The organism is Blautia faecicola, from assembly GCF_004123145.1.
Classification (GTDB): Bacteria; Bacillota; Clostridia; order Lachnospirales; family Lachnospiraceae; genus Oliverpabstia; species Oliverpabstia faecicola.
The window spans coordinates 1,815,696-1,834,756 of the sequence record NZ_SDKC01000001.1; the positions used below are offsets into that span (position 1 = coordinate 1,815,696).

A 19,061-nucleotide genomic window follows, 5' to 3' on the forward strand; every position below is an offset into this window, starting at 1 on the left:
TGATATGCAAAAGAGGCCTGCCAAATACAATGCAGACCTCCTTGTCTTTTACTGTTTTTAATTATTTCTGAACAATGTTGATGATTTTCTTCGGTACATAGATCTCTTTTACGATTGTACCTGTCAGTTTGTCAGCAACGGCTTCTTTTCCTTTTGCGATTGCATCTTCTTTGGAAATGTCAACCGGGATACTGATGACTGCACGGGTTTTTCCGTTGATCTGTACCGGTACCTCTACTTCGTCATCTTTCATAGCGTCTTCATCATGTTCCGGCCATTTTGCTGCAAATACGGATGTGTCATGACCCAGAACCTGCCACAGTTCTTCTGCAATGTGCGGAGCGAACGGAGAAAGCAGAATTACATAGGCAGACAGTGTTTCTTTGTCGATACCACCGGTCTTCTTAGCCATGTCAATCATCTTGTTGTTATATTCCATGAATTTGGAAACAACGGTATTCAGGCTGAAGCTTTCGAGACGTTCTGTGATATCGTGAATCAGGCAGTGACGCAGTTTTACCATCTCTTTAGTTTCTGCAACATTTGCTTCTGCGCTGTCCTGTACCAGTTTCCAGAAACGATTCAGGAAACGGTATACACCGTCGATTCCTCTGTCATCCCACTCTGCATCCAGTTCCGGCGGTCCTACGAACAGCTCATAGATACGCAGAGAGTCACATCCGTAATCTCTTACCAGATCGTCAGGAGAAACAACGTTTCCTTTCGATTTACTCATCTTGATACCGTTCTTACCGGTGATCATACCCTGGTTGAACAGTTTATGGAATGGTTCATCAAAGTCAATAGCTCCGATATCATACAGGAACTTGGTATAGAAACGGGAATACAGCAGATGCAGTACCGCATGTTCCACACCACCGATGTACATATCTACCGGCAGATATTTGTCAGCTTTTTCTTTGGAAACCAGTTCTTTATCATTTTTGTTATCTACATAACGCAGGAAGTACCAGGAAGAACCTGCCCACTGCGGCATAGTGTTGGTCTCGCGTTTTGCAGGTCCGCCGCAGGCCGGGCACTTGCAGTTAACCCATTCGTCGATAGCAGCCAGTGGTGATTCACCGGTTCCTGTCGGTTCGTAAGATTCTACATCCGGCAGACGAAGCGGAAGTTCTTCTTCCGGTACCGGAACGTTTCCACATTTCGGGCAGTGAACGATTGGGATCGGCTCGCCCCAGTAACGCTGACGGGAGAATACCCAGTCACGCAGTTTGAAGTTTACGGTTTTACGTCCAATACCCATCTTTTCGATCATCATCGGAGCTTCTTTCTTCAGTACAGAAGATTCCATACCGTTCCAGTCACCGGAGTTGATCATAGTTCCAGAAGCCTCTGTATATGCTTCTGTCATATTTTCAATCTCTTTTCCATCTTTTGCGATAACCTGAATGATCGGAATATTGAACTTGGTTGCAAATTCAAAGTCACGGTCATCATGGGCAGGTACACACATGATTGCTCCAGTACCGTAATCAGCTAATACATAGTCAGACAGCCAGATCGGTACTTTGGCACCATTTAACGGGTTGATTGCATAAGATCCGGTAAATACACCAGTCTTTTCTTTGTCCTGCAGACGATCCACGTTAGACTTCATGGATGCATCGTAGATATATTGTTCCACAGCTTCTCTTGTCTCATCGGTAGCCAGTTCTTTTGCCATGGCATGCTCCGGAGCCAGTACCATGAAAGTTGCACCGTGAAGGGTATCCGGGCGGGTGGTGTATACAGTGATCTTCTCGTCTTTTCCTTCAACCGGGAATTCAACTTCTGCACCATAGGATTTACCGATCCAGTCACTCTGCATCTTTTTAACTTTTTCCGGCCAGTCCAGTTTGTCCAGATCATTCAACAGACGGTCTGCATATTTTGTAATACGCAGCATCCACTGACGCAGATTTTTCTTAGTTACTTCAGAACCACAACGTTCACATTTTCCGTTGACAACTTCTTCATTTGCCAGACCTGTTTTACAGGATGGACACCAGTTGATCGGGAATTCTTTTTCGTAAGCCAGACCTTCTTTAAACATCTTTACAAAGATCCACTGGGTCCATTTGTAGAACTCAGGATCTGTGGTGTTTACTTCGCGATCCCAGTCATACAGAGCTGCGATCTCGTTGATCTGACGTTTGATATTTGCTACATTGTCTGCGGTTGATTTTGCAGGATGTACACCCATTTTGATCGCATAGTTTTCAGCCGGCAGACCGAAAGCATCCCATCCCATCGGGTGAATGATATAGTAACCGTTCAATAATTTGTAGCGGCTCCATACATCAGAAATTACATATCCTCTCCAGTGTCCGACATGAAGACCATTTCCTGACGGATATGGAAACATGTCCAGACAATAATATTTTGGCTTTTTGCCATCATCCACATTCACCGGGTGTTCTTCCCAGATATCATGCCATTTTTTTTCTACTGCCCTATGATTATAAGGTACTGTCATGGTTTCTTCCTCCTAGGTATTGCTTGAAATATAAAAAGTCCTTTTGTTTCTGTTTTTCAACTAGAGACGAAAGGACTTTATTTCCGTGGTACCACTCTACTTCATGAAGCATAAGCCTCATGCACTTATGGATTCTGTAACGGGAACTCCCGCTTTTTCTTACTTGCATCTTCTATAAATTATGAAAATGTTTCGGAAAAAGGACTCCGGGGCCAGTTCAAAGCTCTCTTCTGCTGACTCGCACCAACCGACAGCTCTCTGAAAGAACGATACCGCTTTTACTCTTCCCCTTCCAAGTCGTATACTTTATAAAACATAAAATATTTTAACTGCAAAGACAGTGTTTGTCAAGGCTTTCCTGTTATTTACACGGGCAGCAAGCCAAAGTGTTACTGTTCACTCCGTTCCCGGTAACACACCTCGCGATGCACAGAATTTATACCAATCGTATAAATTCGCGAAGCATATTTTATCTCGTTATGGCTGCTCATCAAAACGATGGTTTTTAAAATAGTATTCTTTATCGTGCTCATTGATCTCACGATATACCTTGCATGGACTTCCAAAAGCAATACAGTTTGCCGGAATGTCTTTGGTTACGATAGAACCGGCACCGATCACGGAATTTTCTCCGATAGTTACATCCGGAAGAACGACAACATTGGCTCCCAGCCATACATTATCACCAATGGTGATTGGGAATGAATACATTCCGTCTCCCCGGTGTTCCGGATCAATGGGATGTCCGGTGGTACACAAGGTTACATTCGGTCCGATCAACACATTTTTTCCGATGGTGATCTTCCAGTCATCGATCAGTGTCAGATTCATATTAGAATAGGTGCCGTCTCCGATGGATACATATTTTCCAACAGCTGCTGTAAGCGGTGGAGTGATCCATACATTTTTTCCTACTTTTCCGAAAATATCGTGAAGAAGTGCTTCTCTTCCTTCCATATCTTCCGGTGGCATACTGTTGAATTCTCTTACCAGTGCTTTTGTGTGAGCCTGCAGACTCATATTTTCATCATCATCCTGCCATACATACCCCTGTTTCATTCTCTCCTGCTCAGTCATAGTTTTTCTACCTCCCAGTTAATATTACTACAGGGTTAAGTGTAACATATTTGTGTAGGAAAAGCCATCTGTTCTCGAGAAAAGTATTGCCACGGTACATAACAATAACATATAACAGTCAGATGCTTTTTCATAGCATCAGTTGTCCAGAGAATCGGAAAAAAACAGACGTGGGAAAAGATCTTGTCCGAGCTCTTCCGCGGTATAATCCGCATTGCAGGATACGCTGGGAGCATACAGGTACGTATATCCATCCCGTATAACCATAAATACCAGCCAGAAATTGGTATCCTCGTTGTTTCCGCTGGTAAAGGAAACAATATACACCGGATAGGAAAGACTCTCAGTATAACCATCGTCCTGGTAAACGGAAAGAATGTTATATATGCCACCGTCGGTCAGTTTTTCTGCTGCAAGGGTTGCGTATGCCTCCGGAGTGTCCGGAAGATCTTCCGGGTTGACATAGCAATAGTCAACGATGCAAGACATCCCGTCTTCTAACATATCGTCATATCGGTGAGTCCCGTCTTCATAATTTTCATTTAGTATAGAAATCATACCGGTGTAAGGAAGAGCACCTCCCATGAGAACCGGTATGTCCACAGAATTCTCCTGACCGGACGGCGCATCAACAGGGTCTTCATCTGGTTGTGACGGAGAAGGATCTGCCTCATCAGGTGTATGGGATCCATGATCATTACCTGATTGAGTGTTTTCTGTGGTGTCGATATTTTCAGGAACTTCAGGTTCGTCCGTTATTATCGGATCAGTGTTTTTTTTCGGGTCAGATGGATCCTCGTCGTTTTGTTTGGTGTTTCTATCTGCAGTAATGAATGGAATCTTGAAGGGTAATTCGACCGGAAGTTTGAAAGAACAGGATGTCATGGTCAATGCTGCTGTGAGGAGCAGTGAAGCAAAAAGCCATTTTCTTTTCATAAGCGTAGTCTCCTTTCTTCTGATTATAGCAAATAGAATGATATACAGAATTCCTTTTTTACATTGTACCATATATTGTGCGGTTTGTGTGACTTTGGCTTATAAAATGATCCACTGGTCTCTTGATTATTGTTATCAGTAAACAGTGATTTTTCATTGAGGAGAAACGCTGGAGATCCAGTCTTTTGGCGAACAACCGCACTGCTGTTTAAAATATCGGCTGAAATGAGACATGTTTCGAAATCCGCAGGAAAGAGCCACTTGTTGGATCGGCAGCGCTTCATTTGTCAGTAGATTTTTGGCCTTGTCAAGACGGACCTGTAGCAGGTCGTTGTGTGGGGTACTGTGAAAAAACTGCCGGTAATAAGCGTAGAACTGACTTTTTTCCAGGTTTATCTGATTGCAGAGTTGTTCGGTTGTCCAGTGTTTTTCATAATGGCGGAGCATCTCCATGCGAAGTGCCTGAAAATCCCGGTACAACCCTTCTTCTTCTGGGTTATGTCGCTGCCCTTTTTCAAGTCCACGGGCTGCCGTGACCAGAAGCTGGCAGATCAGTGCACTCTGCATTGCTTCCGTATGAGAACCGCGGGTGATGTATTCCTGCTGCAGCTTGCGGATGATTTCTTCTATTTCTTCCGGATTTTGCGGATAAAATATCTGGTTTTGCGGAAGATGAAAATATTCTGCAAGATTCTCCTGTGCAACAAAATGAAGATAACTGTTCCGGAACTTCTGTACTGCCTGATAGTGCTGCATCTGTCCTGGTGTGTACAGGATGCAGGCATTTTCTCCGGTAATCAGTATACCATTCGCCTGATAAACTTTCATCGGAGTTTTCAGCAATAAAAACAAATAATCGCCGCTCCCCTGTGGACGGTAGATCCGGTCAGCATCTGGGTTGGAGCGGTTGTATTCGCAAAACTGTATGGAAATATCTGAAATCATTACTTCATCACCCTCTCGTATTTTCTACAAAAAGCATACCTGACACCGGAAAAAAAGTCAATTACTTCGGACAAAAACATCTGGTATTCTGCCAATGTTCTGTTACAATCATAGACAGTACAGACAATACATGTCGAGAGCACATTATATAACCACAGGAGGTTTTTACAATGAAAAAAGCTGAAATTATTGTAGACAAATATTTTCTCACCGGCGCGGTAGACAAAAGAATCTTCGGTTCTTTTATTGAACATCTGGGAAGAGCCGTGTACGAAGGAATCTATCAGGAAGGCAACCCGAACTCCGATGCACAGGGATTTCGGAAAGATACCCTGGATCTGGTCAAAGAACTGCAAGTTCCGATCGTTCGTTATCCGGGCGGTAACTTTGTATCCGGTTTCCGCTGGGAAGACAGCGTAGGACCAAAAGACAAACGTCCATCCAGACCGGAGCTTGCCTGGGGTGTGATCGAAACCAATCAGTTCGGATTAAATGAATTCGCCGACTGGTCAAAAAAAGCAGGAAGTGACATCATGATGGCTGTCAATCTGGGAACCCGCGGACCGGAAGATGCCAAGAATCTTCTGGAATACTGTAATTTCAAAGGCGGCACTTACTACAGTGATCTGCGAAAAGAACACGGTTACAAAGATCCGCACGATATCAAAGTATGGTGTCTGGGAAATGAAATGGATGGTCCGTGGCAGATGGGCCATAAAACGGCTACAGAATACGGAAGAATCGCAGCTGAGACTTCCCGTCTGATGAAATTCATGGATCCTACGATCGAGACCGTAGCCTGCGGAAGCTCCAATCTGGATATGCCAACCTTCGGTTCCTGGGAATACACCGTTCTGGATGAGGCTTATGATGAGGTTGATTATATGTCCCTGCATCAGTACTATGGAAACCGTGATGACGATACCCCTGATTTTCTGGCAAGTTCCAAAGGAATGGATGATTTTATCTCAGGTGTCGTAAGTATCTGCGATGCTGTCAAAGCAAAGAAACACGGCAAAAAGAATATTAACCTGTCCTTCGATGAGTGGAATGTCTGGTATCACAGCAACGAAGCAGATGAAAAACTGGAAAAATGGATCCAGGCACCCCATCAGCTGGAAGATATCTACAATTTTGAAGATGCCCTGTTAGTCGGAAGTATGCTGATTACACTTCTTCGCCATGCAGACCGTGTAAAAATTGCCTGCCTGGCACAGCTGGTCAATGTTATCGCACCGATCATGACTTCTGACACCGGTGCATGGAGACAGACTATTTTCTATCCATATTTCCACGCAAGTGTATACGGAAGAGGTACTGTTCTGAACACCCAGGTACACACCCCGGTATATGAAAGCAAAACTTACGGAGAAGCTCCGTATCTGGATTCTGTATGTATCTGGAATGAGGAAGAAGATACTCTGACAATCTTTGCTGTGAATAAGAGCCTGGAAGAAGATATGGAAGTCAGCTGTGACCTGAGACAGTTTGAAGGTTACAAAGTAGCTGAACATATCGTTCTGACCAACGATGATCTGAAAGCGGTTAATACAGAAGCCGCTCCGAACACAGTAGCTCCGACACTCTCTTCTGCTACCAAACTGGAAAATGGCAAATTACAGACCGTCTTTGGGAAACACAGCTGGAATGTAATTCGACTGAGTAAATAATTTCTTTCAAAAATGCTCCTGGAATTCCAGGAGCATTTTTGATAACTGTTCTGTAACTATTCAAAGTTCTTGTTATTCTTTTATTCTAACGGTTCCTCATAAAATCTTCCCGCGATTCCCTCGGATTTGATAATGTTGATAAATGCTTCCGGATCCAGGCTGCGAACCAGTGCAGTCACTTCTTTCACCTCATCTTCTCCCAGTACTGTGTACAGCATGTCTTTGTCCTCTTTCAGATAGCAGCCCTGAACGGCAAGATGTGTGATTCCATGCCTGGTACATTCCATAATCTTCTGCTCCAGCATCGCTCCGTGACGAGTGACGATGAACATGGTTGCTTTTTGATCTTTTCTGTGAAGTGTGTTGATCGTCTGTGTGGAAACGAACTGGAAAATGATGGAATACATCGCAGCTTCAAATCCAAACAGAAAACCTGCGGTCGTAAGTATCACCACATTGATACCAAAAACAAAATTCCAGGACGGTTTATGCAATCTGGAGGAAAGATAAACCGCAATAAAATCCGTTCCACCGCTGGAAGCTTTTCCAAACAGGGCAATCGAGATTGCTGTTCCGTTCAGAATCCCGCCAAACACAGACACCAGAAGCGGATCATATGTAATCGGCGTTACCGGGATCAGATCGACCAGAAAAGAGTTCAGTACGATCATCAATACCGTATATGAGGTAAACTTCTTTCCGATCATCCGAAAACCGATCACCGCCGGTATCGCATTCAACGCAATATTGATCACCGAATACGGCAATACAATCCCGAAAAATGTCTCCGCCGTACGCTGTAACAAAAGCGATAAACCGGTAAATCCCCCCGGAATCAGATTCCCCGCCCGGACGAAAGATTTGATATTGACAGACATCAGTAACGATGCGAAAAGTACGCAGCCTGTCGATATCAGTGGCTGCTTCCATCTTGGGGATGTTCGTACAGTTGTCGGTTGTTGATTTGTAGTTTTCATTTTGTTCTCCATTATAAAAAAATTGTAAAAAACTATTGTTGCCTTCACTTAAGGAAGTTTTAGCAGCGTGTTCTATTATAGTATAGCTCTTTTGAGATGTTTCATCAATGGGAATTCATTGGACTTTATTTGTAGAGATCTTTTAACATTACCAGATGAACTTCCCCACGTTCTTGAGCCTGAAGAAGTCCATCCGTGAATCCACCTTTGGAAAAGATATAATAGTGATAGTTGTTGCCTTTTCCAAAAGCTGATGCATAATCTCTGATTAAATCAAGTTCGTCCATACCAATTTTCTCATTTCTGTACTTACACGAACCGATAATATAGTCATTACCATCTACAGGCGTTCCGATAATATCAATCTGTATCTGCTTTTTCTTTTTCGGGTCTGTCCCCCACCATTGACCGATTTCACTTAGCTCAATCGGAAGGTTATCTGAATAGTAAAGCAGATAGTCCTGACACATCTTCTCAAAAATCAACCCCATATAATCAGAAAAATATTGTTTTACCGCGTGGGGATAGATTTTTGTAATTCTACCAGAGTCAATGGCACTTATATTGACAGGTACAAAACGATACCAAAACCGGAAGAAATTATCAGCCAGTAGATAGATGGTTTTCTTACCTGGTTTTTCTGTGATTGGTGTTTCTTTCCTGGCAATACCAAGGTTGATCAGTGTTTTTAGATATTTCGATACAACTGAATTTTCCTCACCAACCTTCAACTTGATATCGTTCATTCGGGAAGCCCCCTCCGCAATTGCTTTTATAATTGCATTATAGATGGCTGGCTCACGCAGTTCCTGTTTCAACAGATTTCCCGGCTCCTCATACAGATAACTGGAACGGTCAAAAAAATTATCCAGCAGAGCCTCATCCACACTATCTTTCACATCCAATTTATTAATATAATGAGGAACTCCGCCTGTGATTCCATAAATCAGAGAATTGTCTTCTACGGACAGATTCGGGTGAAACACAGCTGTTTCCTTATAGTCCAGTGGTTCAATCTTGAACTGCCCGGTACGCCTTCCATACAGTGGACTTTCCTTTCCAAGCACCTGACTCTCCATAAAACTCATAGACGAGCCACAAAGGATCAGATACATCTTGGATTCTGTCCATTTGTGGTCGATGATATGTTGAAGCATTGCTGAAATGGCGGGCTTCGCTTTGGCAAGATACGGATACTCATCAATGACAAAGACGATTCGTTTCTCTTTTGAAAGTACTGTCAACTCATCCAAGGCAGCATCGTAAGACCTGAACTCGGGGGCAGACTCCATATCCGTCCGCTCGTAGCTCATAATTGACTTTGAGAGAGCCTCTAGGTTTTCCTTTCCTGTCGTATTCAAAGCTGAAAAGAAAATAGTGGGCTTGTCCTTACAGAACTCATTAATCAATGCCGTTTTTCCAACACGACGTCTGCCATAAATGACAATGCACTCGAACTTATCGTCCTCATACCGCTTATTCAGCTTCCGAAGTTCATTCTCACGACAATAAAATTGATTCATCTGCTTACCTCCACAAAATATACTCATAAGAAAGCAACTCATAAGTTACTTTCTTATGAGTATAATAAAACAAATCGGTTTAAAAGTCAAGTTTCGCCAAGTCAAACCATCAGCGAGCTGTTTCTCTTTCTATTTTTTCAAAAAGAGGTTGTTTTCTGACAATATCGCATTCTTCGATATTGTATCGGTTTCTCAAATAATCGGTTAAATCCATAATATAAAGATCCATATAACCCATAGAATAACCGGAAATTTCGTATATATCAAAATAAATATATAAAGATGAGTATTTGATATAAAATTTAAACTCATCAACTTGATGATATAGATTAGATATATTCTGATAGCATTCTTCTAAAACATCATTATAGTCTTGACTATATTCTGTATACAATCTTTCTCTTATGATAGTCATTAATTCTATAAATGACATTGGCAAAACTTCATGCAAACTGAGTAGTACACCAGTGTTCAAATCTGCTACGATACATTTTCGCAATGGAGTACCATGAACACCACCAAGATACAAATAACGATCAAATATTACAGAGAAGAGTCCGGCATCATTATGTGTTATCTCATAGCATAAATTATCTGTCAGGGTTCCCTCTGAAATTTGCTCCTTTTCCTGTTGTGCAGCTATTCTTTTCAGTATGAATGGATCTTCTTTATGACCTGAAATATCCTGTTGCCATTCTGTCCACACATTCTGGTAATATTCATTAATTTGTGCATTTATCTCTTGTACAGAATCATATTCGCCTAGCAACATTGGTTTTGAAGCTTTTACTTTTGCAACAATTCCAATATCCATAGTATAAAGCATCTCTTTTTCAACAGGAACTACAGAAATACTGCTGATAAATACCCTGTCTTTTTGCAGTCCACTTTTTCTATTTTCAAGGATGCCTTTTTCAACGATATTCACTTGAAAGCAATGATTTCTATAAATTCTTTCACAGATATCATAAAAATCTTTTGAATAGCGTTCTTTTTGCTCATTGCTGCAAACATCTTTAGAAATCAAATATAATTCTGCAACAACATTTTTCTTATCAAGGATCTTGGTATAGTTTCTGAACGACACCGATAATTTGTCTATCCATTTTCGCATTTTTTCAAGATTATATGTATTTCGGTCTATTATTTCAATTGCATAAATTTTATCCATATCCCCTGGAGTCCAGGCCTTTACGACAACAGGATATGTTATTTCCCCATATGTGCAATCTTTTATAATAGTATATCTATCTTCATATGTTTGTTCGATTCTGTCGACAACGCTCCCGATAAGTCGCATAGTTTCTGGATCAATTTCTTGTTTTTTATGAAACTTTCCAGAAAGTTTCATAACCTCTGTTGGGCGTAACTCAAATTCATAAACCGATTTATCTGTCTCAGACATACGATCCAAATATTCATTTAATATCCACCCTGCATTTTTCTGCCAGATATATGCTCGTATTTCGCCACATCCTGTCTCTGTATCCAGTTGTCCAATTAATACATTCGGTGTTCCACCATCCGTCAACAAACTTCCGCACTGTAATTCGTGAAATGCCTTTCGATGCATCTGCACTAACGCATCATGTAAATGCCCTGACATCCATAATTGTACACCAAATTGTTCAAGAATTCTGCAAACCTCATTTTTTTCTTCTGGTTTTAAAGAATCAAACGGAAAATGACTTAAAATAATGGTATACTTTTGTGGATTTACCTTCTCAAGAATGTCATATAATAAGTCCGTACCGATAACGAGACTTTCTTCCTGACCCTTTGTATAAGTAATCGTTGAATCCAAATGTATAATATTAAAATCTTCTGTTTTAATCAAAAAATGTCCTAGCTCCCGATATTTTTCTGCTCGACTAGGGACATCTTTATAAAATTCTTCAACAATTTTGAAAAATTCTGTCTGTCCGATTTTTATGTCCTGAAGATCTGTCTTCTGTATTTTTCCCTCTTCTATATCATAATACCCTTTTTCAACACCGTTATTATTTAATATTCTTTTGACCGCCTGATCTCTTTGTTCTATATTTCTGTCTATATCATGATTTCCAGGAACCATAAAAAAACATTCTGGAGATACTTCGACTGCCGCACACAATTCTCTCAGATATTGTACTGAGTTTGGTAAGAAATATTTATCCGGAGCATTCCGCAAATCTCCAGCGAAAAATGCATAGTCACATTTAATTCTTTTTTCTCTCAAAAAAGATTTTATACTATCTCGTAACAATCTTGTATTAATATTTGTCTTATTAAAATGTAAGTCTGAAAATTGAATCCACCGTATCGTACTCATCTGCTATTCCCTCATATTATTAAACGATTATTTTTCCAAATTTTTCTTAATATTCATTATAACATTTTCTATAATATCAGAAAATACGCTTTGTCATATTATCATAGTCTCACTCAATTTTCTCCTTTGTTTTCTTTATACAAAACTGAAAAATAATAAATTATCAAACACATGGCTCTCAGGCATTCTTATGAGTCACTTCCGCAAACTTTTTATACCGTTCGTACATCCTGTCATAAATTTCCATATACTCCGCATTCGGCAAATAACAGATCCCCCGCACATGCAAGCCCCGATTCCAGAGCATAGAATCCTGGAACGATGGCATCACGGACATTTCCATAGATTCCTTTTTCAGAATACTTTTCGGAACCAAGGCTGATCAGCACACTGGAAGTTCCCAGAACAAGCATTGCCTGATCCGGTCTGCTGACACCACATCCCGGAACACCGGCATGAGAATCAATGATGGCAGGTGCAACCGGAAGTCCGGGACAAAGGCCCAGAATATCAGCCCATTCCGTGGTAAGCGTTCCAACCGGTGTTCCAATCGGACAGATATTTCCGGCCAATTTATCTGATACTACGTTCTCCAGCGCCGGATCAAACGAAGCCAACAGGTTAGCCTCAGGATATCTGTTGGCATTATCATACCAGGCTTTGTAACCTGCCATTGATATACTGCGGTTTGCCGTATGCGTGAGCATCTGTGTGACCCAGTCTCCTGCTTCCACAAAAGCGTCTGCCGCCATATAAATCTCCGGATCCTCCGCAAGTGTTTCCATAATCTTCGGAATCATCAGTTCGCAGGAGATTCTGCCCCCAAATACAGGGCTGTACTGCAGATTCTTTTCTTCCAGAACAGCATTGATCCGATCAGCAAAACGCTGTGCCCCATGATGTTTCCAGAGTTTTGCATATGCATTTTTGTGATTCTTCCACTGTTCCTGTCGGCTTAAAGGTATGCCGTTCCTATCAACCGAAAGCATCGTACAGGAAGTAAAATCCACACCGATACATTTGATCTGTTCCGATGCAAGTCCACTGCTTTTTATTGCATGCGTAACAATTTCCTGCATTGCTTTCAGATAATCGTCCGGCTCCTGCAGGGCACAGCTTGCATCGATTTTTCCATAATCAAATCCTGTCGGATCAAGAATCCCATGTGCATACGCACAGGTTTCGCTGGCAACAATCTGCCCGTCCTATAATGGTATCGTAATTTAAGACACTTCAAGAGACATTTCTTAATGAATCTGATATACTGTAAACACTACAGAAAGAAGGATTATTATTATGTCTCGAACAAGAAGAAATTTCTCCGCCAAATTCAAATCAGAATTAGTGATTGAACTGCTCAAAGGAGAAAAAGACTTAAATACAATCGCAACCGAAAACAATATTCAGCCGAATCTTCTCCGCAACTGGAAGAAGGAGTTCCTCGATAAAGCATCTGTGGTTTTTGATGACACACGAGAGGATAACCTGAAAGAAAAGCTCGCTTTAGAGCGCAAGGAAAAAGCTGAATATGCGAAAAAAGTTGGCCAGCTCACCATGCAGGTGGATTGGTTGAAAAAAAAATCTGAAGAAACACTTGGACCTGACTACGAGAGTAAATTTAGTCCAAAACCTTTTGAAGACTAAAGAACTTCCAGTTAAAACAGGAGCTGCGCTTCTTGATATCAATCGTACCAGTGTTTATTACAAGGGCACGCCCATATCTCAGGAGGAGTTAGATTGCAAATCGATCATAGATCGATTACACACAGATAACCCGGCCTGGGGAGCACGACAACTGTCTGCTCAACTGAAGAAGCGTGGGCATCAGGTTGGCCGCCGGAAAACGCGCCGTTATATGAATGAAATGGGGATTGATCCAATTTATCCAAAAATGAACCTTTCTAAACGTATGCAACAGGCTAAAGTCTGCCCGTATCTGCTACGTAACGCCGTTATCGACCGTCCAAATCAGGCATGGTCAATCGACATTACATACATCCCCATTAAGCGTGGATTCCTGTATCTGACCGCTGTGATTGACTGGTACAGCCGCTGTATCGTTGGCTGGGAAGTCGATGATACTCTGGATACCAGAATGGTCATAACTGCGTTAAAAAAGGCGTTATAGTGGCAAAACCTGTTATCCTGAATTCAGATCAGGGCTGTCAGTTTACAAGCAATGAGTACATGAATTTCCTCAAAGAGAACCAGATCCGTCAAAGCATGGATGGTAAAAGCCGGTGGGCTGACAATATCATGATTGAACGATGGTTCCGAAGCTTCAAGTACGAGGAAGCATATCTGACCCAATATAACAATATCAGAGAAGCACGGAAGGCAATCGGTAAATATGTGCACACTTACAACTTTGAACGTTGTCATTCTGCACTCAATAATCAGACACCTGCATCCTGCTATTATCCGATTCTGTTACTGGATGATCATGCAGCCTAAGGGGGGATTTTCTCCCCTACCCAGTTACATATATCAGTTCATTATAAAAAGCTTAGTTTTTTGTCTTGACAACTGAACCACTATATCCAGCAGACTGACAAGTACCGCCCGTACGGATAATGTACCAAAATCAAGTCCTAATGCATAAGTTGTAGTTGCTTTTTTCATTAAAAACCCCCTGGAATATTATTTTAATATGTTTATTGCAGAGATAATCGTTTCAACGGTATCGGAATCAATCTCAAGAGAATCCACAATCATTTCTTTTGAATATCCCTTTTTCAATTTTTTTCTGATTAATTCTTCAAGCAGTTCCATCTTGCCTTCCTCCCGATCAAACTCCCTTTGCCTCTCTTCGCCATACTCAGAAAGATACATCTTCACAACCTCTGCCCTGTTCCTTTTCAGAAAATCAGTCATCACGTCTTCTTCCATGCATTCCTGAATCGTCCGTCCCACTGCGTCTTCCAATGTCTGCTCCTGTGAATACCTTCTTACCTTATCCACAAAGATCATGTAATCCCGCATCGGTCTGCATTTATCGAAAAGTTTACGGCTGTTTCCCAAATTAATAATTTTACTTTCACAATCACTTCCCGATTCGGATGCTCCTGTTTCTTCACAAAGGCATCCGAAAGTCTCAGTTCCTCATCCTCATCCATCTTCTGTTTTCCATTATAAAACACTACAAACGTAGGCGATGGAAGCGGAAGCATCTTCGAACCATAAATATTTTTATCTTTCACCAATACCGAATATGTGTCACTTGCATAAAATAGGCAGCGTAACGGTATATTGGCATTTTTTGTAGAATGTTGCTCATACAAAAACAATTCATCATGCAGCACATAAGCCACATCATTTTTCATTAACAAATAGATCGCGTTCTCCAGCGTTACCACCTGTAGTTCACTGGCATCATTATAATCCGAACCATTCATCGCATTATAAAGCTCTAATAATTTCTCCTTGCCATTAAAGATCATCCGAAACAAACGATCTTTGTAATCCTTCGCTGTTTTTACATTACTCATATAAATCCTCCTGTCTTTTGAGAGAAGGATCCTCTGCTTCGTTTCCTCAGAATCTCCCTCTGCCCTTTTCTTATTTAATTTGCATTGGAAATTTCTAAGTCCGCGAACGCGGTTTGAATAAAATAGATGTGGCTGAGTGCCGTAAAGATAATAGAAATATAAAATGTTTGTAATTATCATACCCTAAAAGTTATGATTCGTCAAATACTATTGGTTTTGCAGACTAATATTATTATTTTACAGTTAAGCGACAATCTCTATCATACAAGCAAAAAAGCGAGCATACACCACGACAAAATAATCGGTATATGCTCGCTTATTTACTCATCATCATCTTTTGCTATTTTTTAATCACCGGAATCTCCGTATCATCTTTCGCATCCAGGTCATCCAAGTATTTTTTCGTTTCTTTCACAATAATCGGGGAAAGGAGCAGTACGGCGATCAGGTTCGGGATTGCCATCAGGGCGTTCAGGATATCGGCGATGTCCCATACTACATCAAGGGCTACTACCGGGGCGATCACAGCCACGGCGATATATAACACACGATAAGGTATCAGTCCCTTTTTCCCTGCAAAGTATTCCACGCAACGTTCCCCATAATATGCCCATCCAAGGATCGTAGAGAATGCGAAGGAAATAATTCCAACGACAAGGATCAAAGGTCCGATGATCGGAATCTGATCGAAGGCAAGGGAGGTCAGTACACCACCATCGGTGATCTCATTGGCATTGATAGCCGGGTTTTTCATAATCGTAGAAACCAGTACCAGACCGGTCATCAGACATACAACTACAGTATCCCAGAAAGTTCCGGTGGAGGATACCAGTGCCTGGCGTACAGGGTTTCGAGTCTGTGCTGCCGCTGCGGCAATCGGTGCAGAACCCATACCGGATTCATTGGAAAACAGTCCACGGGCAACTCCGTAACGCATCGCCAGCATGATACCGCTTCCTACCAGACCGCCGGCTGCTGCTCCCGGTTGGAATGCCAGGCGACAGATAGTTGTGATTGCAGGTATGATATAGTCATAATTAATTCCAAGAATCACGATACAGCCAAGCACATAGAAAAGTGCCATAAACGGAACCAATCGTTCACAGACCCTTGCGATGCTTTTGATTCCACCAAAGATGACAACTGCTGTCAGAACGCCAACGATGATTCCGACAACTGCTTTATTGATGTGAAGATTCTCATTGCAGACAGTAGCGATGGCGTTAACCTGTGTGGCACATCCGATACCGAACGAAGCAAACCCGGCAAATACAGCAAAGATCAGCCCCAGCCACCGCATATGCAAACCGCGTTCCAGTGCGTACATGGCACCACCCTGCATTCGTCCATCTTCGGTTTTGACGCGATATTTTACTGCAATCAGTGATTCACTGTATTTCGTCGCGATACCGAACACACCGGTAAGCCAGCACCATAAAACGGCACCAGGACCACCTAAGGCAACGGCAGTTCCCACACCGATAATATTTCCGGTTCCGATCGTAGATGCCAGCGCAGTGGCAAGTGCTCCGAACTGACTGACTTCACCGTCGGCATCCGGTTCTTTGGATACGGAAAGCTTGATTCCTTTTGTGATTGTTTTTCTCTGGATAAACCCGGTTCGGACGGTCATGAAAAGATGAGTTCCGAGAAGTAACAGAATCATCCCCCAGCCCCAGACTTTTCCGTCCACCCAGGTTACCAGTTGACTGAACTTTTCCATATGTTTGTTCTCCCTTCTGTGGTGTAGATATGTAAATCTCATAAACTTCATAGTTGCTGAGCGTTTAAAAGATTCTGTACGTTTTCCAGGTGCTCTGATTCCTGTACAGGATATATCAGTTTATGGCATATAGCGGAATATTATGCCGACAATAAGATAACATAGGCTTCGCGATCTTGATATGCAGGAAGATAATTTCCTGTATATCGAAAAAAGGCAGACACCCTCTCGGATGTCCGCCCTTGGACTTACATATCTCATCTATATTTTGTTTATCAGTTGATTTTTCTTATTATAACATGAAATTCTTTTGCCGCCAAGTGAAAATTTTCTACTCCAGGTTCAACACCGTACAAACCGGAGTTCCTTCCAGGTATTCTACGGTAACCGTGTCTCCTTCCTGCAATGTTACGACCTGCAGATAATCCTGAACCGGGACATCGAAGATCTCGGAATGTCCGTTTAATACCAGGTAAAAATGGGAATTGCCGTCGATAACGCTCTGCGCGATCCGCTGGATCGTTCCGGTGACAGTTTTGAAATCGCTCTCATTTCCAGCAGTAATTCCACTGGTATTCAGGAGTTTCACATAAGCGTCCTGGCAGGCGGATACGGTATCTCCGATGGCAACATTCTGGTATTTCTGGATATTTACCATCGCGTATTTTTTTACCAGTCCGGCACCGTCTTTCAATGCCATAAAGTATGTTGGTTCATTGGAAATATTCAGAAGGATCGGGAAAGTTGCCTTGTACCCAAGGTTCTGAACCTGCCCTTCCGCAGATCCCATCGCCGAATACTCTTCTGCTCCGTTTACCTTATAATATCGTGTCTCTCTGGTACGTTGATTGATCAGAACAAATCCTACGTTGGACTGATCTCCGCTGACAGAAGTCACACCGGTGTATACCCATACATCGTCTTCCATCGCCATGTAATTATATCCGTCTGTAGATTTCAGACAGCCTTTCTGTCCGAAGATGCTGTTGATATAACCGTGTACCAGTGTTCCATAATAATTATACTGCTGAATCAGAAGATCTGCCGGATTGGCACGGTCTACCCATTCCGGACAGTCTTTTAACGCGTAATCCTGGCACTCTCCTGTCTGGGCATTACACAGGACAACTCTGCCGATTGTTGCACCACCAAAAAGTCCAATTGTATACTTCCGCACCGGGCAGACCCAGTAAGGAGTGCCATTATCGTCAATCTCGAAACTTAACTGATCGAAGATATAGGTTGGATAATGAAAACGCAGATGGCGATAAATATTCCGGTTCAGATATTCTGCCTCAGAATAACGGATCGGTTTGTCCAGTTTTACCAGCGAGGTATCCTGTGTCGTCATATCGATCATAATATACGCCGGGATTCCCTGCGACTGGTTGGTCAGCCATTTGATTGGGCTTGCGTAGACCAGTGGAGTCACGCGAACCGGTTTTTCCTGATAATTGATCTGCGAATACAGATCGCTGACCTCAAACTGAGAAACCATATCTACCATACTTCCCATTTTTCGGTTTCCAAGAATCATCGCGCTGTCTTTGTCAAGCAACGGAATCTGACTGAAATTCACTGGCTGGATATCTTCCGAAAAGTCGCGTTCCTCGATGGTCAGCAGATTTCGATACTGTTTTGCGTTTACGATGGGGGAAGATAAGATGCTTCCTGCTGCAAATACAAGCAGTACAACCATCAGTACAATGCCTCCGATTTTCAGAAACTTGCTGCTTTTCACCTCACGGATGCTGGTAAACTTCTTTTTAGCTGCATAAGCTGCCAGAATCAATACGAGTACCAACAGGATAAAAATCCAGATTCCCGTAGAATGAATGTTGATCGCCGGGATTGTTACATAATAATAAATCCCCGCAAGAACGATCACCAGCAGCACTAGAAGCGCTTTGATTTTTCCTTTTTTCATATTGTTTG

General features: G+C 42.1%; 17 protein-coding genes, 1 pseudogene and 1 other annotated feature. Of the genes and pseudogenes, 5 read left to right on the forward strand and 13 right to left on the reverse strand.

Annotated elements, in window-relative coordinates:
- Positions 1–61: 61 nt before the first annotated feature.
- The 4 genes from leuS to ETP43_RS08185 all read right to left on the reverse strand — a co-directional run bounded on the left by leuS (position 62) and on the right by ETP43_RS08185 (position 5,434).
- A complete protein-coding gene (gene leuS, locus ETP43_RS08170) occupies positions 62–2,476 on the reverse strand; it encodes a leucine--tRNA ligase (protein WP_129257707.1) in 2,415 nt (804 codons plus the stop codon).
- Between the two features lie 59 nt (positions 2,477–2,535).
- Positions 2,536–2,780: a binding site (T-box leader), on the reverse strand.
- 173 nt (positions 2,781–2,953) lie between these two features.
- A complete protein-coding gene (locus ETP43_RS08175; protein WP_106492964.1) occupies positions 2,954–3,553 on the reverse strand; it encodes a sugar O-acetyltransferase in 600 nt (199 codons plus the stop codon).
- A 138-nt stretch (positions 3,554–3,691) separates the two neighbouring features.
- On the reverse strand, positions 3,692–4,489 hold the full coding sequence (locus ETP43_RS08180) for a hypothetical protein (RefSeq protein WP_129257708.1): 798 nt from the start codon (positions 4,487–4,489) through the stop codon (positions 3,692–3,694).
- Positions 4,490–4,642: 153 nt separating this feature from the next.
- Positions 4,643–5,434, reverse strand: coding sequence for a helix-turn-helix transcriptional regulator (locus tag ETP43_RS08185; protein WP_243114233.1), 792 nt, complete (start codon positions 5,432–5,434; stop codon positions 4,643–4,645).
- 170 nt (positions 5,435–5,604) lie between these two features.
- Here ETP43_RS08185 and arfA point away from each other — a divergent pair, with 170 nt between their 5' ends.
- Complete coding sequence (gene arfA, locus ETP43_RS08190) at positions 5,605–7,104, forward strand: arabinosylfuranosidase ArfA (RefSeq protein ID WP_118575108.1); 1,500 nt, start codon at positions 5,605–5,607, stop codon at positions 7,102–7,104.
- An 80-nt stretch (positions 7,105–7,184) separates the two neighbouring features.
- Here the strand turns inward: arfA and ETP43_RS08195 are convergent, their stop codons facing one another.
- The 4 genes from ETP43_RS08195 to ETP43_RS08210 form a co-directional block, all read right to left on the reverse strand.
- A complete protein-coding gene (locus ETP43_RS08195) occupies positions 7,185–8,093 on the reverse strand; it encodes a YitT family protein (RefSeq protein ID WP_243114234.1) in 909 nt (302 codons plus the stop codon).
- A 113-nt stretch (positions 8,094–8,206) separates the two neighbouring features.
- Entirely contained in the window at positions 8,207–9,604 is a 1,398-nt protein-coding gene (locus ETP43_RS08200; RefSeq protein ID WP_129257710.1) for an ATP-binding protein, read from the reverse strand.
- Positions 9,605–9,713: 109 nt separating this feature from the next.
- Positions 9,714–11,915: a metallophosphoesterase gene (locus ETP43_RS08205; RefSeq protein WP_129257711.1), complete on the reverse strand. Its 2,202-nt coding sequence runs from the start codon at positions 11,913–11,915 to the stop codon at positions 9,714–9,716.
- A 233-nt stretch (positions 11,916–12,148) separates the two neighbouring features.
- Positions 12,149–13,111 carry an FGGY family carbohydrate kinase gene (locus tag ETP43_RS08210; protein WP_330546569.1) on the reverse strand — a complete coding sequence of 321 codons (963 nt, stop codon included), beginning with the start codon at positions 13,109–13,111 and terminating at the stop codon, positions 12,149–12,151.
- Positions 13,112–13,211: 100 nt separating this feature from the next.
- On the opposite strand from ETP43_RS08210, the gene ETP43_RS17605 reads away from it, so the two are divergent.
- The 4 genes and pseudogenes from ETP43_RS17605 (at position 13,212) to ETP43_RS17620 (ending at position 14,369) form a co-directional block, all read left to right on the forward strand.
- Positions 13,212–13,559 (forward strand): transposase, encoded by a 348-nt coding sequence (locus tag ETP43_RS17605; protein WP_071143926.1) that lies wholly within the window; start codon positions 13,212–13,214, stop codon positions 13,557–13,559.
- Positions 13,549–13,743: pseudogene (locus tag ETP43_RS18415) on the forward strand (IS3 family transposase); the annotation flags it as partial. The gene ETP43_RS17605 and the pseudogene ETP43_RS18415, both read left to right, overlap by 11 nt.
- 81 nt (positions 13,744–13,824) lie before the next feature.
- A complete protein-coding gene (locus ETP43_RS17615) occupies positions 13,825–14,043 on the forward strand; it encodes a DDE-type integrase/transposase/recombinase (protein ID WP_243114333.1) in 219 nt (72 codons plus the stop codon).
- Positions 14,043–14,369 (forward strand): integrase core domain-containing protein, encoded by a 327-nt coding sequence (locus ETP43_RS17620; RefSeq protein ID WP_009244783.1) that lies wholly within the window; start codon positions 14,043–14,045, stop codon positions 14,367–14,369. Before ETP43_RS17615 ends, ETP43_RS17620 begins: the two co-directional genes overlap by 1 nt.
- 33 nt (positions 14,370–14,402) lie before the next feature.
- Here the strand turns inward: ETP43_RS17620 and ETP43_RS17905 are convergent, their stop codons facing one another.
- The 5 genes from ETP43_RS17905 to ETP43_RS08235 form a co-directional block, all read right to left on the reverse strand.
- Positions 14,403–14,537: a hypothetical protein gene (locus ETP43_RS17905; protein ID WP_279222150.1), complete on the reverse strand. Its 135-nt coding sequence runs from the start codon at positions 14,535–14,537 to the stop codon at positions 14,403–14,405.
- A gap of 18 nt (positions 14,538–14,555) precedes the next feature.
- A complete protein-coding gene (locus tag ETP43_RS08220; protein WP_207668918.1) occupies positions 14,556–14,885 on the reverse strand; it encodes a hypothetical protein in 330 nt (109 codons plus the stop codon).
- On the reverse strand, positions 14,882–15,403 hold the full coding sequence (locus tag ETP43_RS08225; RefSeq protein WP_129257714.1) for a hypothetical protein: 522 nt from the start codon (positions 15,401–15,403) through the stop codon (positions 14,882–14,884). Before ETP43_RS08225 ends, ETP43_RS08220 begins: the two co-directional genes overlap by 4 nt.
- A 340-nt stretch (positions 15,404–15,743) precedes the next feature.
- Positions 15,744–17,126, reverse strand: coding sequence for an alanine/glycine:cation symporter family protein (locus ETP43_RS08230; RefSeq protein ID WP_129257715.1), 1,383 nt, complete (start codon positions 17,124–17,126; stop codon positions 15,744–15,746).
- A 331-nt stretch (positions 17,127–17,457) separates the two neighbouring features.
- Entirely contained in the window at positions 17,458–19,053 is a 1,596-nt protein-coding gene (locus tag ETP43_RS08235) for a CvpA family protein (RefSeq protein ID WP_129257716.1), read from the reverse strand.
- Positions 19,054–19,061: the final 8 nt, after the last annotated feature.

Coding starts and splice junctions, on each gene's coding strand:
- leuS (WP_129257707.1), bottom strand. CDS start 2,476: ATGACAGTACCTTATAATCATAGGGCAGTAGAAAAAAAATGGCATGAT.
- ETP43_RS08175 (WP_106492964.1), bottom strand. CDS start 3,553: ATGACTGAGCAGGAGAGAATGAAACAGGGGTATGTATGGCAGGATGAT.
- ETP43_RS08180 (WP_129257708.1), bottom strand. CDS start 4,489: ATGAAAAGAAAATGGCTTTTTGCTTCACTGCTCCTCACAGCAGCATTG.
- ETP43_RS08185 (WP_243114233.1), bottom strand. CDS start 5,434: ATGATTTCAGATATTTCCATACAGTTTTGCGAATACAACCGCTCCAAC.
- arfA (WP_118575108.1), top strand. CDS start 5,605: ATGAAAAAAGCTGAAATTATTGTAGACAAATATTTTCTCACCGGCGCG.
- ETP43_RS08195 (WP_243114234.1), bottom strand. CDS start 8,093: ATGGAGAACAAAATGAAAACTACAAATCAACAACCGACAACTGTACGA.
- ETP43_RS08200 (WP_129257710.1), bottom strand. CDS start 9,604: ATGAATCAATTTTATTGTCGTGAGAATGAACTTCGGAAGCTGAATAAG.
- ETP43_RS08205 (WP_129257711.1), bottom strand. CDS start 11,915: ATGAGTACGATACGGTGGATTCAATTTTCAGACTTACATTTTAATAAG.
- ETP43_RS17605 (WP_071143926.1), top strand. CDS start 13,212: ATGTCTCGAACAAGAAGAAATTTCTCCGCCAAATTCAAATCAGAATTA.
- ETP43_RS17615 (WP_243114333.1), top strand. CDS start 13,825: ATGCAACAGGCTAAAGTCTGCCCGTATCTGCTACGTAACGCCGTTATC.
- ETP43_RS17905 (WP_279222150.1), bottom strand. CDS start 14,537: ATGAAAAAAGCAACTACAACTTATGCATTAGGACTTGATTTTGGTACA.
- ETP43_RS08220 (WP_207668918.1), bottom strand. CDS start 14,885: ATGATCTTTGTGGATAAGGTAAGAAGGTATTCACAGGAGCAGACATTG.
- ETP43_RS08225 (WP_129257714.1), bottom strand. CDS start 15,403: ATGAGTAATGTAAAAACAGCGAAGGATTACAAAGATCGTTTGTTTCGG.
- ETP43_RS08230 (WP_129257715.1), bottom strand. CDS start 17,126: ATGGAAAAGTTCAGTCAACTGGTAACCTGGGTGGACGGAAAAGTCTGG.
- ETP43_RS08235 (WP_129257716.1), bottom strand. CDS start 19,053: ATGAAAAAAGGAAAAATCAAAGCGCTTCTAGTGCTGCTGGTGATCGTT.